8 protein-coding genes are annotated in these 16,079 nt (G+C 73.3%); all 8 read right to left on the bottom strand.

Annotated features, from left to right (window positions below):
• Position 1 precedes the first annotated feature (1 nt).
• From KZC56_RS07815 to KZC56_RS07780, 8 genes are read right to left on the bottom strand one after another with little or no spacing between them, the layout of a single operon-like run.
• Positions 2–1,705, bottom strand: a complete 1,704-nt coding sequence (locus KZC56_RS07815) for a serine/threonine-protein kinase (RefSeq protein WP_206251865.1) — start codon at positions 1,703–1,705, stop codon at positions 2–4.
• Entirely contained in the window at positions 1,702–3,129 is a 1,428-nt protein-coding gene (locus KZC56_RS07810) for an FHA domain-containing protein (protein WP_247638297.1), read from the bottom strand. Before KZC56_RS07810 ends, KZC56_RS07815 begins: the two co-directional genes overlap by 4 nt.
• On the bottom strand, positions 3,129–3,947 hold the full coding sequence (locus KZC56_RS07805) for a PP2C family protein-serine/threonine phosphatase (protein WP_136031075.1): 819 nt from the start codon (positions 3,945–3,947) through the stop codon (positions 3,129–3,131). The genes KZC56_RS07810 and KZC56_RS07805 overlap by 1 nt, the downstream gene beginning before the upstream one ends.
• Positions 3,944–5,281 carry an RDD family protein gene (locus KZC56_RS17660; protein WP_281733198.1) on the bottom strand — a complete coding sequence of 446 codons (1,338 nt, stop codon included), beginning with the start codon at positions 5,279–5,281 and terminating at the stop codon, positions 3,944–3,946. Before KZC56_RS17660 ends, KZC56_RS07805 begins: the two co-directional genes overlap by 4 nt.
• On the bottom strand, positions 5,278–7,689 hold the full coding sequence (locus KZC56_RS07795) for a transglutaminase TgpA family protein (RefSeq protein ID WP_247638296.1): 2,412 nt from the start codon (positions 7,687–7,689) through the stop codon (positions 5,278–5,280). Before KZC56_RS07795 ends, KZC56_RS17660 begins: the two co-directional genes overlap by 4 nt.
• Positions 7,686–8,948, bottom strand: a complete 1,263-nt coding sequence (locus tag KZC56_RS07790) for a DUF58 domain-containing protein (protein WP_136030100.1) — start codon at positions 8,946–8,948, stop codon at positions 7,686–7,688. Before KZC56_RS07790 ends, KZC56_RS07795 begins: the two co-directional genes overlap by 4 nt.
• Entirely contained in the window at positions 8,948–9,919 is a 972-nt protein-coding gene (locus KZC56_RS07785; RefSeq protein ID WP_247638295.1) for an AAA family ATPase, read from the bottom strand. Before KZC56_RS07785 ends, KZC56_RS07790 begins: the two co-directional genes overlap by 1 nt.
• Before the next feature lie 37 nt (positions 9,920–9,956).
• A complete protein-coding gene (locus KZC56_RS07780; RefSeq protein ID WP_247638294.1) occupies positions 9,957–16,007 on the bottom strand; it encodes an Ig-like domain-containing protein in 6,051 nt (2,016 codons plus the stop codon).
• Between the last annotated feature and the right edge of the window lie 72 nt (positions 16,008–16,079).

Genomic DNA, 16,079 nt, shown 5'->3' with positions numbered 1-16,079 from the left:
CTCACTCCACGCACCCCGTCACGGGCTCGGACGCCCTGCCGTCGCCGCGGCGCAGCATGACCTCGATGCACACCTCGCCGGCCGACGCCGGGGCGAACGTGACGGTCGGCTCCGCCACCTGCTTCACGGCTCCGTCGGCCGCGCTGCCGGTCTCGGTCCAGATGAAGCTGTCGTCCTCCTGCGGGTCGGGGTTCTGCCACGTGAACGTGACCTGCTCCCCGGCCCGGGTGCCCGCGAGCTCGGTGACCTTGGGCACCGCGTCGGACACCGGGTCCTGCGGGTCGACCGCGGACTCGGTGCTCTCCGGCGCCGGGTCGGGCGTGAGCCCGGACACCAGCACGTTGAGGCCCACGATGCCGCCGACGACCACGACCACCGCGGCCGCGGCGAGCCCGATCCACAGCCCGCGGCGCGATCGCGGGGCGGACGGCTCCGCGTCGGCCGGGGCCTGGACGGCCGGAGCGACCGGCTCGGGAGCGCGCACGGGCGCGGGGGCCTCGGGCTGCACGACCTGCGGCGGACGCAGGATCGTGCGGTCGTCGCGGTCGGGGCCGGGCGCGGCGGGGCTCGAGGGGGCGGAGGCCGCGGCGGCGGGGGCGCCGGCGGCGGGTGCAGCGGCGGAGGTCGCGGCGGTGTCGCGACGCTGCGTCTGCTCCACGTCGGGCTCCGGACGCGGCGGGGAGTCGAACCGCGGGGCGTCGGGCACCACGACCGACGGACCCTTGGGCTGCGTGGCCGCGGACGGCCGCGTCGAGGTGGACATGCCGGGGTCGATGCTGACGATCTCCCGCACCCGGGTCAGGCCGTCGTTGTCGTCCTCCAGGTCTTCCGCGGGCGGGTGGTCGTCGACGATGTCGATCGGCGTGACCGAGTGCGACAGCTCGATCTGCACCTTCTGCAGCGCCCGGGCGAAGGCGACCGCGCTCGGGAAGCGGTCGTCGGGGTTCTTGGCCATCGCCCGCTCGAGCAGCCGCTGCAGGCTCTCGGGCGAGTCGGGACGCCCGAGCGGGGGCAGCGCCGCCCGTTCGATGCGCTCGATCAGGTCGGCGCTGGAGTTGCGCTCCCCCGGGCGCTCGAACGGCGAACGCCCCGCGAGCAGCGTGTACAGCGTGGCACCCAGCGCCCACACGTCGGTGCGCGGTCCGCTCTGCGGCGGCTCGGCGAACGACTCCGGCGGCGACCACGGGATCGACATGCCCGACGCCTCGCCCGTCGCGCCCGTGGTGGACGCGATGCCGAAGTCGGTCAGCGCCGGACGGTTGTACTCCGTGACGAGGATGTTCGCCGGCTTGATGTCGCGGTGCAGCACGCCCGCACGATGCGCGGTCTCCACGGCCCCCGCGACCTGGACGCCGACACGCAGCGCCTCGGCCACCGAGAACGGCTCCTTGCGCGAGCGCAGCTGCAGGTTCGGCCGCGGGCAGTACTCCATCACCAGGTACGGGCGCCCGTCGCCCGCGACACCCGCCTGATAGATCGTGACGATCGCGGGGTGCGTGGACAGCATCGCCATCACGTTCGCCTCGTCGGCGAACTCCTGTGCCGCTCCGCTGGAGATGCGGTCGGCGAGCAGCACCTTCACCGCGACCCGGCGCCGCGGCATCTCCTGCTCGTACAGGAAGACGTCGGCGAAGCCGCCCGTGCCCAGCGGCTCCACATAGGTGAAGCCGGGCAGGGCGGGCGGCGGGGAGGGGCGACGACTCACGGCAGGTCCTCGAACGCGACGGTCACGCCGTCACCGAGGTCCACCACGTCGCCGGACAGCACGAGCGTCTGCTCGCCGGGGTGCAGCCGCACCGGGTCGGCACCGGGGCGCAGCAGCGTCGAGCCGTTCGTCGTGTGCAGGTCGATGACCACCACGGTGTCGCCCTCGGGACGCACCTCGAGGTGGCTGCGCGAGATGTCCTGCTGCGGGCTCTCGACCGCGATCAGGTGCGGCATGTTCGCCCCGCTGGCCCTGGTCGAGCGCGGGCGACGGCCGATGATGACCGTGCGGTCGAGCGTGACCACCTGTCCGGTCGAGACGCGGATGCGTCCGGTCGACACCGCGGCGGGCGCGGCGACCGGGATGACCTCGGTGGGGGCGTCGGGCGCCGCCGCGGGCTGCTGCCGCAGGTCGCGCAGCTCGGCGGCGGAGATGGTGGAGCCGTCGTGGTCGCCCGCGGCGGGCGGCGGGACCGGAGCGGACTCGGGCTCCTCGCTCGGACGCACCGCGGCGGCCTCGATCGGCGTGTGCACGGTTGCGCCCCACAGGTGGTCGAACTCGTCCACGGGCGGCGCGAGCGTCGCCTCGGTGGGCACGAGCGTCGCATCGGGCGCCGCGTCGTCGGCGGGGCCGGCGTCGTCGGTGGTCGCGGCGTCGTCGGCCGTCGCGGCGTCGTCGGCCGTCGCGGCGTCGTCTGCGGTCGCGGGGGGCTGCTCGGCCTCCTGCGGCTCGTCGGCCGCGGTGGGGCCCTCGTCGGCGGCGGCCACCGCAGCGGCGTCGGCCGCGGCATCCTCCGACGCGAAGCCCCCGGGCACCGGAAGGCCGGACGGCGGCGGCGGGAGCGGCACCGCGGTGCCCGCGACCGGGGCGGCCGGGGCGGACGGGGTGCCGGACGGTACGGCGGTCGCGGAGGCGGCGGGGCGCGGCGCCTCGGCGAGCACGGGTGCCGGACCCGCGGAGCCCCCGAGGGCCTCGGCGTCGGCCGGCTCCAGCTCGGCGCTGACCGCGGCGGCCAGGACGATCCCGGTGTGCACGGGCAGGGCCGTGCCGGCGTCGTCGTCGTCCACCGTGATCTCGACCGCCGACGCACCGGGGACGAACCGCTCGCTCCACGTGGTCACGTCGGCGCCGGAGAACGACGCGGTCTCGCTGTCCGCGCCGGTCACGCGCACCGTGAGGGCACCGCGCACGGCCACGCGGGCGTCGGACCCCTCCAGCACGGCCGCGACGAACGGCGGCATCGCGGAGAACGAACCGCCGGCCTGCGTCGTGAGCACGTCGATGACCGTGGCGAGGCTGCGTTCCGCGGGCAGGCGCTCCCAGAGCGTCGTCACGGTCGCGCCGGGCACGTCGGGCGGCAGCGCCACCAGGGCGCCGGGGATCACGATCAGGTACCACGGTCCCGGTCGGTAGATCGTCTGCATCAGCGAACCCCTCCTGCTGCGGCCTCGCGCGGGCGCGTGTCGGCGTCGATGTCGGTGTCGTCGGACAGCAGCAGCGTGCCCGGTCGCGACGCGACCGACACCGCGTCGACGACGACCACGGTGATGTTGTCCCGGCCACCGGCCTGCACGGCCTCGTCGACCAGGAGGTCGGCGGCGCGCTGCGGATCAGGCTCCGCGCCGAGGATCTGGGTGATGCGGGCGTCGGGCACCTCGGTCGTGAGCCCGTCGGAGCAGATGAGCATGCGGTCGCCGAGCTCGGCCGGGAACAGCCAGTAGTCCGCGTCGCCCGTGCTGCTCGCGCCGATCGCGCGCGTGATGATGTTGCGGCGGCGGTCGTGCGCGGCCTCTTCGATCGTCAGCTCGCCCGACTCGATGAGCTCCTGCACCACCGAGTGGTCGACGCTGATCTGCTCCAGCTCGCCGTCCGCGAAGCGGTAGGTGCGCGAGTCGCCGATGTTGACCGTGAGCCAGTAGCCCATGCCCTCGACCGAGGCGACGACCACGCCGCTGAGAGTGGTGCCCGCGCGGCCGTTGCCGGTCGTGGACAGCTCCTCGACCGCCGTGCGCGCCCGCGCCAGCGCCTCGAGCAGGTCGTCGAGCTCCAGGTCGGTGCGACCGATGAAGCGCGCGAACTCGTCGATCACCGCGGCGCTCGCGCGCTCCCCCGCCTCGTGGCCGCCCATGCCGTCGGCGACCAGGAACAGGGGGGAGCTGGCCATGTAGGCGTCTTCGTTGAGCGGGCGGCGCAGACCCGAGTGGGTCGCAGCCCCCGTGGACACCACGAGCGGGGCGGTCATGCGTAACCTCCGACCATCACCACGCGGTCGCCGATCTCGATCACGTCGCCGAGCCGGATCGGCACGCGCTGGCCGGCCGGGCACGCGATGCGCTGACCGTCGCGCACGATCGTGAGGCCGTTCGTGGAGTGCCGGTCGAGCACCCAGCCACCCGAGGCCTCGGACGCGGCCTCGAAGTGCGTCTTCGACAGCGACAGCGTCTCGTCGCGCACGGGCACGATCACCGCGCCCTCCTCGACCGCGGGGTTGCGGCCGAACACCGTGCGCCGCGAGACCGGGACGCGGGTGCCGTCGTCCCACGTGAAGACCAGCCGGTGCCCGGGGATGCTGATGCGCGTCTCCTCCAGGTCGTCGGTCGCGGGCGCGACGACGGCAGGGGCAGGCGCGGCGGGCGCGGCGGGCGCGGATGCGGCGGGCGCGGATGCGGGGGCGGGTGGGGTCGGGGTGCCGGTTGCCGGCGTGACCGGAGCCGGAGGGGCCGTCGGGGCGGGAGCCGCCGCCGGAGTCGCCGCCGCGGGCGCAGCCGAGTCCGCGGGAGCCGGAGCCGCCGCGGGAGCCGTAGGCGCCACCGGAGCCGAGTCCGCCGGAGCCGCCGCCGCCGGAGCCGCCGGTGCCGCAGGCCGCGCGGGGCGGGAGTCCTGCGTGATGCCGGGGACGTACGCGATCATCCCGGAGTCCTGCGCGGGAAGAGCGGGCGCGGGTGCCGCGGGCGTCACCGGCTCCACGGCCGAAACCGCCGACACCGCGGGCTCGGGTGCTGCGGGCGCACCGGCGGGCGCGAACCCGGGCATGGGTGCCGGGGGCAGCCGCTCGAACGACGGGGCGGGCAGCAACGGCGGGGCCTCGACCACGGGCTCCGGCTCCGGCTCCGGCTCGGGTGCCGCGACCCGCGCGTCGAGCATCAGCGACCCGACCGCTTTGTCATGCCAGCCCTGGAAGCGTCCGGAGCCGTCGAACAGCGGGCTGAAGTAGCCCACCACGATCGCACCGGCCAGACCGAAGACGATGTTGCGCAGCAGGGCACGCCCGAAGCCCAGCGGGGCACCGTCCGCCGCGGTGGCCAGGCGCAGACCCTGCGCGCGCATGCCGATCGAGCCCTTTCCGGCCTGCATCACGGTGTAGACGACGAACCACGCCAGCAGCACGAGGCTCACGATCGGCCCGCCGATCAGCAGCGTCAGGAGCGAGGCCTCCAGGCCGCCCGACAGCGAGGTGGCCACCAGCAGACCGCCGCCGAGCAGGATGCCGAGGCCCGCCGCGATCGCGGCGTCGATGACGTAGGCGATCACCCGGCGGGAGATCGGCGCGATCTGCGTGAGCGCGGGCGGCGTCATGGGGTCTCACTCTCGGTCGACGGCGGGGGCGTCTCGTCGTTGCTCTTGATGGTGCCAGGTTCGCGGCGCACGCGCGCGGCCGCCGCCTCCTTCAGACTCTGCAAGCCCTGCGACACCGCGGTGCCGCCGAGCAGCGAGCGCAGGCTCAGCCGCGCCTTGACGCGCTTCCAGAACCCGGCCTGCTCGCCGAGGCCGCCGACGATCTCGTCGACCTCGCTCCAGAAGGCGTCCACGTCCTGCGCCGTCGGCTCCGTCGGCCCGAACACCTCGGCGTCGGCGCGCTCGGCGAGGGTCGTGACCTGCGGCACCGTCAGCGTCGACGCGACCACGGCCGCCTCCTCGCCGCGGGTGCCGCCCGGGGCGAGCCGCGCACCGTAGTCGACCGCGCGGTCGGTGAGCTCATCCCACCCGCCGCTGATGCGGTCGGCGGTGCGCGCGGCCGATCGCCGCGCCCGGCGCCTCGCGGCCTTCCACGCCCCGATCACGATGAACGGCGACATGAGCAGCGCGATCACGGCCAGCGAGATCCCGCCGATCAGCAGGATCGCGCCGATGATGCCCGCGAGGTTGAGGCTCTCGTCCTCCGACTCGCGGTCGTCCGGCAGGGTCGGCGGCAGGTCGACCGGTTCCTGCGGCGGGGGCGGCGGCTGCAGCACCTGCGGCTTGGGGTCGACGCGCGGCTTGGTGTTCTGGTCGTTCGGCACCTGGTCCTCGGGCGGCGTGGGGTTGAACGTCACCCACCCGATCCCGTCGAAGTTCACCTCGACCCAGGCGTGCACGGTGTCGCCGGTCGCCTCGAACACCGCCTCGCCCGCCTGCTCCTCGTCGGGGTAGTACCCCATCACGACGCGCGCCGGGATGTCGAGCTGTCCGGCCAGCAGCGCCATCGCCACCGCGTACTGCTCGTCGTCGCCGATCATCTGCTCGCCGCCGATGAGGGTCGAGATGCGCTCGGCCGTGTGACCGGCGCGCGACAGCACCTCGCCCTCCAGGCCGTGGCTGAAGAAGCCGCCCTCGGAGAGGAAGTTCTCCAGCGCCCGCACCTGCTCGATCGGGCTCTCCGCCCCCGACACGGTCTCGGCCGCGAGCGCGGTGAGCTCCTCGGGCACGTTGCTGGGCTTCGGCATGGTCACGCGGCCGAACGGCACCTCGGCGAGCTGCTCGTCGTCGGGCTGCGTCGGGATCACGGCGTCGACGGCGTACTCGTCGCCCTTCTCCAGCGTCGGGGTGGCGACCGCGGTCCCGGTCGAGGTGTTGACGTAGGTGCCGCGGCGCAGGTCGTCCGCGCGGTCGCCGTCGAACCGGATCTCGTCGAGCTGCCCGGCCGTGGGCATCCACACCCCGCGGTAGCCGTCGATCGCGATCTTGAGCGTCACCGGGACGCCCTCCGCCTCGGGCGCCATGGCCGAGCGCAGCGGGGCGAAGGCGCTCGACGACGTGGGTCCGCCGTCGGTGACGTTGTAGACCATGCCGTCGAACTGGTCCATCACGGCCGTGCGGATGCGGGCGCCCTTGGGCAGCCCCTGCACCGTGAACAGCGTCTCGTCGGCCTCGTCGCGCACGTTCTTGCGGAACGCCTGCAGCGGGCTGGGGTAGTCGCGGATGTCGAACGGCGGGATGATCACGTCGCGGAACACGTGCCGCGGCTGCGCGGGCGCGGCGAGGGCGCTCGTGGCCACGCCCGCCCCGCCGGCCACCGCGAGCACGGCGACACCGGCCAGCAGCCGCCGCATCCGCATGTGCGCGGCACGGGCGGGGTCGACCTCGCTCACCGACACGGCCATGTTCTGCGGCGCCCACAGCTGCCGCAGCGCCAGCCAGGCCATGCTGACCAGCGCGAACACCAGGCCCTGCACGAGCGGGAACGCGGGTTCGGGCGTGCCGAGCGCGATCACCAGCATCAGCAGCACGCCGGCCGGGATCAGCGCCCACGCGACCGACCGCAGCCGCAGCGCGAGCGAGGCCGTGAGGGTCGTGGTCACCAGCGCCAGCAGGAACGGTGCCACCAGGTGGCCGTCGGCGGCCGCGACCGGGGCGACCGTCGTGAGCAGCTGCTTCCACGATGTGACGGTGCCGAGCGCGAGCTTCTGCAGCGTCTCCAGCGACGGCACCACCCCGAGCAGTGCCGTGTGCGGAAGCGCGAGGGCCCCGCCGAACACGAAGTACGCCGCGACCGTGAGGCCCGCGACGATCAGGATGCCCCAGCGGCGCCACGCCGACACGGCCGCGATCGCGAGGCCCAGCACGACCCCGCCGACCACGGCGGGCAGGAACGAGGGCCCGGCGAACGTGGGCCAGAAGCCGACGAGCGCCGTGAGCACCAGCAGCGCGGTCGCCCCGAGGTCGAGGATCCAGCGGCGCAGCGGCAGCGCGACCGGGGCGGGGGCGGCGGTGGCGGGCGCGGTCATGCGAGCACCTTCTGCAGGGCGAGGGGGATCTGTGCCAGCGCGCCGACCGTCACCACGTCGGCGTCGCCGATGCGGCGCAGCGCCGGGGTGTCCACCGAGGTGTCGGCGACGACGGCGAGCACGCGGGCGCCGAACGGCAGGCGCGAGCAGGCGAGCCGCAGGTCGTCCGCGCGCACGCGCGACCCGCACACGAGCACCACCACGCTCGCGAGCGGCATGGTCGCGGCGACCACCCCCGCGAGCTCGGCGATGCCGCCCTCCTTGGGCTTGCTGCCCTCGACGGCCGAGAGCGAGTCGAGCAGCTGCTTGCCGGTGCCGGAGGGGAGCTCGCGCCCCTGCACGCGCATGTCGACGCGCTGCGAGTCGCGCAGCGCCCGCAGGCCGATCGATCCCGCCGCCGAGATCGCCAGCTCGAAGTCGTCGTCGGTCGCGTACTCCGCCGTCGAGCGCGACAGCCCGATCACGAAGTGCGAGCGGCGCGTCTCCTCGTACTGGCGCACCATCATGGTGCCGGTACGGGCCGTGGAGCGCCAGTGCACGTGGCGCAGGTCGTCGCCCGGCTGATACTCCAGCAGCGCGTGGAACGACACGTCGTCGCGCGACAGGTCGGCGGCGGGCAGGCCCTCCAGGTCGCGCAGGTAGCCGAGCGACTGCCCGTCGAACAGCACCGTGCGGGGGTGCACGAACAGGTCGACCGGCTCGTCGCGGCGGTGCGCACGCTCGAACAGGCCGAGCGGGTCGCCGCGCACCACGCTCACCGGGCCGACCTTCACCACGCCGCGCTTGTGCGTGGGGATCGCGAACAGCTCCTCCGCCTCCTCGCCCGGCGCGAGGCGCTGGATGCCGAACTCGCCGCGGCCGGAGCCGACGGGCAGCACCACGCGCGACGGGAGGATGGCCCGCGAGCCCCGGTTCGCGAGCGTGAGGGCGCCCACGGCCCGCTCCCCCACCACGACGCGGGTGCGGGCGAGGTCGAGCGAGACGTCGTAGGCCGTGCGACCGATCAGGAACAGCGCGCACACGGCGACGGCCATCGCGATCACGACCGCGGCGATCGTGAACTCCGCCCACCCCGCGACCTGCCCGAGGATCCAGAACCCGACGGCGAGGCCCATCAGCACCCACGCGAGAGGGCGCACGGCCGCGGCCATGAGGCGGAGGCGCGACAGGGCGCGCGCGCCGAGGACCGCCGCGATGTCCCGCCAGCCGGCGTCGCGGTCGGTCGGCGCGGGCGGCGCCTGCAGAGCCTCCGCCGTCATCAGGCCGCCGCTCGGGCCTGGGGGGCTGCGACGCCGTCGAGCACGCGGGCGATCACGGTGTCGCTGCTGGTGCCGGCGAACTCGGCCTCGGCGTCGAGCAGCAGACGGTGCTGCCACACGGGGCGGGCGAGCGCCTTGATGTCGTCGGGCAGCACGTAGTGCCGGCCCTGCGCCGCCGCCCACACCTTGGCGATGCGGACCATGGCGATCGCACCGCGCACCGAGACGCCGAGCCGGATCGCACCGTCGGCGCGGGTGGCCTCGGCGAGCTCGGCCACATACCGCAGCACCGCGGGCTCGACGTGCACGGTCGCGGCCAGGTCGGCCATGTCGGCCACGGCGCTCGTGGTGATGATGGCCGACAGCCCGGCCGACGGGTTGCGGTCCGACGCCCCGGCGAGGATGCTCTCGGTCACCGCGAGGTCGGGGTATCCGATCGAGGTCTTGATCAGGAAGCGGTCGAGCTGCGCCTCCGGCAGCTTGTACGTTCCCGCCTGCTCGACCGGGTTCTGCGTGGCGATCACGAGGAACGGGCGGCCCGTCTCGTGCGTCACGCCGTCGACCGTGACCCGCGACTCCTCCATGACCTCCAGCAGCGCGGACTGCGTCTTCGGCGAGGCGCGGTTGATCTCGTCGGCGAGCACGATCGACGCGAAGATCGGGCCGTTGTGGAACTCGAAGCGGTGCGACTGCTGGTCGTAGATCGTCACACCGGTCACGTCGGAGGGCAGCAGGTCGGGCGTGAACTGGATGCGCGCACTGGTGCCCTGCACGGTCGCGGCGAGCGCCTTCGCGAGGCTCGTCTTGCCGGTGCCGGGGGCGTCCTCCAGCAGCACGTGGCCCTCGGCCAGCATCGAGGCGAGCACGAGCCCGACGATCTCGCGCTTGCCCTGCACCGCCTTGTCGACGTTCTCCACCAGGCGCGTGAAGGTGCCGTGGAACCAGGCGGCCTGCTCGGGGGTCATTGTCATGGGTTGTCCTGTGCTCTCTCGGGGGAAGGGGTGCCCGCTACCAGGGGCGTCGTTCGTAGTCGGTGCCGCCGATCGTGACCCACACCTCGTAGCCGCGGCCGCCCGCACCGTGGAAGCAGCCGAGCTCGACCGCGCCGTTGGCGGGGATGTACCAGCTGCTGCCGCCGGCGAACCGCGGTCCCGCGGTGGGCGCGTTGCTGTTGCACCACACCTGGTAGGTGCCGGCCGGGAAGTTCTGGGTGTTGACGACGAACTTGGCGCACGTGCCGTCGGTGCACTGCCCCGGCCAGTATCCGGCGGTGCCTCGGCTGACCCAGGCGCGCGGCGCGGGCGGCGGGCCGGAGCTCGCCGATGCCGAGTTCTCGGGCGTCCACTGCCCCGCGGCGTCTTGCGCACGCACGCGGATGCTGTGGCCCTGGTTGTAGCCGTTGCCGACCGTGCGCGAACCGGAGATGCCGACGTTCTCCCAGCCGCCGCCGTCGATGCTGATCTGCACGACCTTGATGTCGCGGCCGTTCGGGGAGCCGCTGGCGTTCCACCGCAGCTCCACCTGGGTCGCGCCACCGCTCGCGCTCGCACCGGGCTGATGCGGTGCACCGTACGGGTTCCCTGTCGCGGAGTTCGACACGGCCCCGGCGTACGTGACGCCGTCGACGGTGGCGACCGCCCGCACCTCGATGCGGTAGTTCTGGCCGTTCGTGAGACCGCCGATGCGGGTGCCGGAGAGGGTGTTCCAGTTGCCGCCGTTGAGCCGGTACTGGTACGTGACCTCGCTCTCCTTGGCGCCGTTGCGCGAGCCCTGGCGGTAGGAGATGTCGAGCGCCCTGTCGAGCTCGGCCGTGACCGTCAGGCTGGTCGGCGCTCCGGGCGCGATCACACCGCGGCGCGGGGCCGACGGCGCACTCCACTCGCCCCAGCCGGCCTTGTTGTAGGCGCGGATGCGGTACGTGTACGCGGACTCCGACGTCGGCACGGTCACGGCCTGGCTGTTCGCCTGCGCGCCCGGCGTGAGGGTGCGGACCGTCTGGCCGCCGGAGATCACCTGGAGCTCGTACCCGCGGATCGCGTCGCCGTTCTTGTCCGGCGGGTTCCAGCTCACGAGCATCTGCGCCTGGCCCGACACCGGCTCGAGCTCCTTCGTGGAGGGAGCGCCGGCCGCGAGCGGGGGTCCCGCGGGGATCTCGGAGGCCGACCAGCCGCTCCAGCTCGACGGGTCGGGGGCGCGGTTGTGCGCCTGCACGCGCACCTGGTAGTTCGAGCCGTTCTCCAGCCCCTCCCACGTGAGCGAGTTGCCCGTGGCCTCCTTCTGCGTGATGCCGGAGGGCGGCGCGGGGGAGATCTCGAGCGTGTACCGCTCGACGGGAGAGCCGGGGGTCGTCGGCGTCGTCCACGCGACCTTGAGCGACTTGTCGCCGAAGTCGAGGGTCGGCGGGTTCGGGGTGTCCGGCCGGGCGTCGGGACGCGCGACCTCGGAGACGCCCGACGGCTCGGACTCGCCGACGCGGTTGGTCGCGGTCACCTGGAACGTGTACTCGACGTTGTTGGTCAGGCCGTCCAGCGTGCAGGTGGTGGAGGCGCACTCCTTCGAGTACGCGCCGCCGCCGACCGACTTCACGGTGTACTTCGTGATCTCGGCGCCGTTGTTCGACGGGGCCGAGTACGACACCACCACGGTGCGGTCCTGCACGCTCGTCACGACCGGGGTGCCCGGGGCCGCCGGCACGTCCTGCACCGTGACCACGATCTGTCCGTTCACCTCGCGGTCCACGTCTTCCGTCGCGTCCTGCACGCGGTAGCGCACCACCAGCGTGCCAACGAAGCCCTCGGCCGGGGTCACGCGCACCTCGTCCTCGGTGAACGAGGCCTCGCCGCGACCGGACTCGGTCACCGCGCCGACGATCTTCAGCGGGGTCTCCGGGAACGGGTTGAAGTCGTTCGCGAGCGCCGGCACCGTGATGGTCTTCCCGGCGTCGGCCTCGGAGATCGTGTCGGTGTTGGCGGCGGGCATCGCCCGTGTGGAGGCCGTGACGGTCGCGGTCACGGTGCCCTCGATCGGCTCGGTCTCGCCGTCGGATACGCGGATCGTGAGCGAGGCGCTGGTGCCCTTCTTGGCGTTCGACGACGCCTCGACCAGCAGCCGGTCGCCGTCGATGCGCGCCGAGATGCCCTTGCCGTCTCCGCCGACGAGGGAGTACTCGTGCTTGCCCTCGTCCTCCGGGTCGGGGTCGTCGGTGAGGGCGGCGAGGTCGAGCGGCGTCGCGTCCTCACCCGGGGCGACGTTGACCTGACCGCCGATGAACGTGGGCTGCTGGTTCTCCGGCGGCAGCACGTTGATCGGGATGCTCAGCGTGGCCTTGCGCCCCTCGGGGTCGTCCGGTCCGTCGCCGTCGGTCACCTCGAACGTGAGCGCGTCGGGGCCGAAGTAGCCGGGCGCCGAGGTGTAGACCAGGGTGCTCGCGTCCTTGAGCAGATCCGAGCCGTCCGCGTTGTTGGCGCTGATCTTCGCCTTCTCGGTGATGCGCACGTCGCCGCCGCCCGCGACCGTGACGTACTCCGACAGGGGCAGGTCCTTGGTCTCGCCGCTGACGACCTCGACCGGCTTGGTGGAGGTGAGGGTCGGGCGCAAGCCGTCGCGCGACGGCACGAAGATGAACGCGGACGCCTGGAGGCCGTCCGGGTCGGTGAGGGTGTAGCGGATCAGCTGCAGCTCGTCGGTGACGGTGACGCGCACCTTGCCGTTCTCCAGCAGCGTGCCGCCCGCGCCCACCTCCACGTCGAGCCGGTCCTTGGTGCCGTCCGGGTCCTCGTCGTTCTTGAGGATCTCGAGGTCGGCCGAAAGCCCGCCGTCCTTCAAGTCAGACGGCTGGAGCCGGTCGTCGCGGGCGACGGGCGCCTGCAGCGGCACGTCCTCGTCGACCGTGATCTGCAGGGTCGCGGTGGCCGTAGCGCCGCGGGCGTCGCTCACCGTGTACTGCAGCGACGTCTCCATCTCGCGGTCGGGCACCTTCACGATCACGCGGTCGCCCGAGACGCGGCCCTCCAGGCCCTCCGGCACCTCGAGCCCGTCCTTCACGAGCGAGACCTTGTCGCCCTCGGGGTCGGAGTCGTTGGCGAGCACCGGGACGGCGATCTCGCGGCCGGGCCGCACGACCACGGCGTCCTTCACGGCGTACGGGGGCTGGTTGATCTGCTCGGCCGGAGCGACGCCCACGCGGATCGTCGCGACGCCCTCCTTGCCCAGGCGGTCGCGCACCCGGTAGGTGAACGTGTCCACCCCCGACGACTCGGAGCCGGCCTCGTAGGTGAAGTAGTTGGGTCCGACGGTCGTGATGCGGCCCTTGCGCGGGCTCGAATCGATGCCCAGCAGCTCGACCGAGTCGCCGTCGGCGTCGATGCCGTCGAGCGGCACCGCGATGTTCACCTCGCTGCCGGCGAGCGCACGGGCCGTGAGGTCCTGCGGACGCGGGGCGGCGTTCTTCTCCACGTCCACCGGGAGGATCTGGATCGTGACGTAGCCGGCGGCCTTCTGCTGACGCGAGTCGGCCACCTCGTACGTGAGGTAGACGGTCTTCGGCTCGGTGCCCGCCTTGAAGCGCACCTCGTCCTGCGACACGAAGGCCTCGCCGTCCTCCGGGTCGACCGTCTCGACCAGCTCCGGCTCGACGTGCATCACGTCGTCGCTCGGGTGGGAGTCGTTGTCGAGCACGGGGATCGTCACGACGTCGCCCGCGCGCACGGTCGCCGTGTCGGGGTTGGCGATCGGGGGCAGGATCTCGTCGGGTGCGGGGATCGGGATGACCACGACCTCGCCGTCGGCCGACTTCGAGCCGTTCGAGATGCGGTAGCCGATGCGCACCGGCTCGTCGAGCGCGCCCTGGTCGGTGATGCGCAGGGTCTCGTGGTTCAGCACCGACACCGAGATGCCCGTGCTGGGGTCCATCGACACGGACTGCACCACGAGGATGCCGCCGGCGGGGTCGGTGTCGTTGTTGAGCACGCCCAGCAGCACGTCGCCGCCGGTGGGCAGCAGTGCCACGTCGCGCACGGCGACCGGCGGCAGGTCGGTCTCGGACTCGGGCATCACGTCGACGCGCACGAGCCCCTCGCCGTTCTTCGGCCCCGTCGTCACCTGGTACTGCACGTAGTAGACGCCCGGGTTCTGGGCCAGGAACGTGAAGGTCTTGTTGGGGAAGTCGGGCTGGATCGTGGCGCCCGCGGTGTCGAGCACGCGGCTCAGGCGCAGCTGCTCCCGGCTCGTGCTGGTGTCGTTCGTGAGCGGGGCGACCGTGATCTGCTCCCCCGCGCGGGTCACCACGTGGTCGGCGTTGGTCTTCGGGTTGGTCGAGCCCTGCGGGCGCACGTCGAGCGCGATCGTGGCGGACGTGGACTCGCCGGTCGCATCGGCGACCGTCACCATCACGTCCTTGCGGCCCTGCAGGCTCGCGGTCGCCTTGTACGTCATCTGCCCGTCGCGGCTGAAGTCGACCTCGTCGCCCGGCGCGGGGATGACCTCCTTGAGGTAGATGTCGTCGCCGTCGGGGTCGATCCAGTCGGGGAGGATGTTGTACGAGATCGTGCCGCCGGTCTCCACCGCCAGCGAGGTCTTCCGCTTGGGCTCCGGCGCGGCGTTCTCGCTCCAGTCGCGCACGGTCAGGGTGACGACCGCGGTGTCCTTGCCCTTGCGGCCGTCGTCGACCTCGTACGTGAAGCTGGCCGTGCCCGACGCCTTCTCGTCGACCGCGATCTGCAGCGCCCCGCCGTTGTTGATGGGCTGCACCGTGCCGATGCCCGGCTGCGCCTCGGCGAGCGCGGCGACCAGCACGTCGCCGTCGGGGTCGTTGTCGTTGTCGAGCACCGGCAGCAGCGTGGTCGCGCCGGGCCGCACGCCGTAGGAGTCGTCCTCCGCGATGGGCGGGGTGTTCTCCTCGCTGCGCTCGGGCAGCGTGGTCTCGACCGTCTCCTCCGTGGAGTCGTCCTGGTTCTCGGTCTCGCCCTCGGGCGGGGTCAGGTCGTTCCAGTTGTCGACGCGCTGCAGGCTCTCGTTCGCGAGCCAGGCGGCGCCGCCGACCGCGTCGTTGAGGATGATCACGTCGCGGTTGACGCGGAACGTGAGGCTCGACGAGTCCTCCGCGCCGTCGATGGGGGCGTTGACGTCGTTGCCATCGCCCGGGCACTCGCGGATGAACGTGGCCGAGCCCGCCCACGCGCCATACGTGCAGCCGCGGAGCCACACGGGCGCCGCGGCCGTGCCGTCGGCTCCCGCCGAGGTCTCCTCGGGCTCTCCGCCGTCGAACGGCACGCGCACCAGCGCGGAGGGCGTGGCGAGGGCGACCGCGTCGGTCTCGGCGGAGGCGTGCTGCAGCACGGCGTCGGCGGCGCCCGGAACCTCGGTGCGGAAGCCGCCCGGGCTCGTCACGACGCCGGCGGCCGCATCGAGAACGACCGGGGTGCGGCCGACCGCGGTGATCGACGGACGCTCGGACAGGTCGAGCTCGCCCACCGACGCGGCGGACGGGTCGAGCGGCGCGCCCTCGGGGTCGACCGGGACCGTGACGACCTCGCCGCGCTCGCCCGACAGCCCGAACACGGTGCCGTCCTGGGCGACCGTCACGTCGGAGTCGTCGCCGAGCTCGACCACGGGCTCCGCGGCCTCGATCTCGAACGCGTTGATGCCCCGGACCGGCACGACCCACAGGTCGCCCGAGTCCTGGTCGAGGATCGCCGCGGTGTTCGCGCCGAGCGCGACCTTCGCGGTGGAGGGGATGAGCGCGGAGTCGCCGAGAGAGACGCGCGCCGGGTCGACCGCGGTCACGGTGGACGCGCTCTCGTCGACGACCAGCACGTTCGCGGCGTCCTGCAGGATGTCGTAGTCCTCGCTGGTGGTGCGCAGCCCGCCGTCGAGGATCGTGGACTCGTGGTTGAAGTGCCCGACGAGCAGGCTCGAGGTCTTGGTGATCCAGACGCCGCCGTCGTTCAGGTCGACCTTGGTGGTGGGGAAGCCCTCATACGTGAAGGCCATCGTGGTGAGGGCGATCACACCCACCGTGACCCCGGCGGCGGACGCCAGCGTCTTGGGTCGCGCGCGCATCCACGACAACGCCTTCATACCCGGTTCCCCCCCAGGGTCGTCTCACACTGACTCCACCGCGGCACGACGGCC

This window comes from Microbacterium sufflavum, assembly GCF_023091155.1.
In the GTDB taxonomy this organism is placed as follows: domain Bacteria; phylum Actinomycetota; class Actinomycetes; order Actinomycetales; family Microbacteriaceae; genus Microbacterium; species Microbacterium sufflavum.
This window is presented reverse-complemented; position numbering and strand designations above follow the sequence as displayed.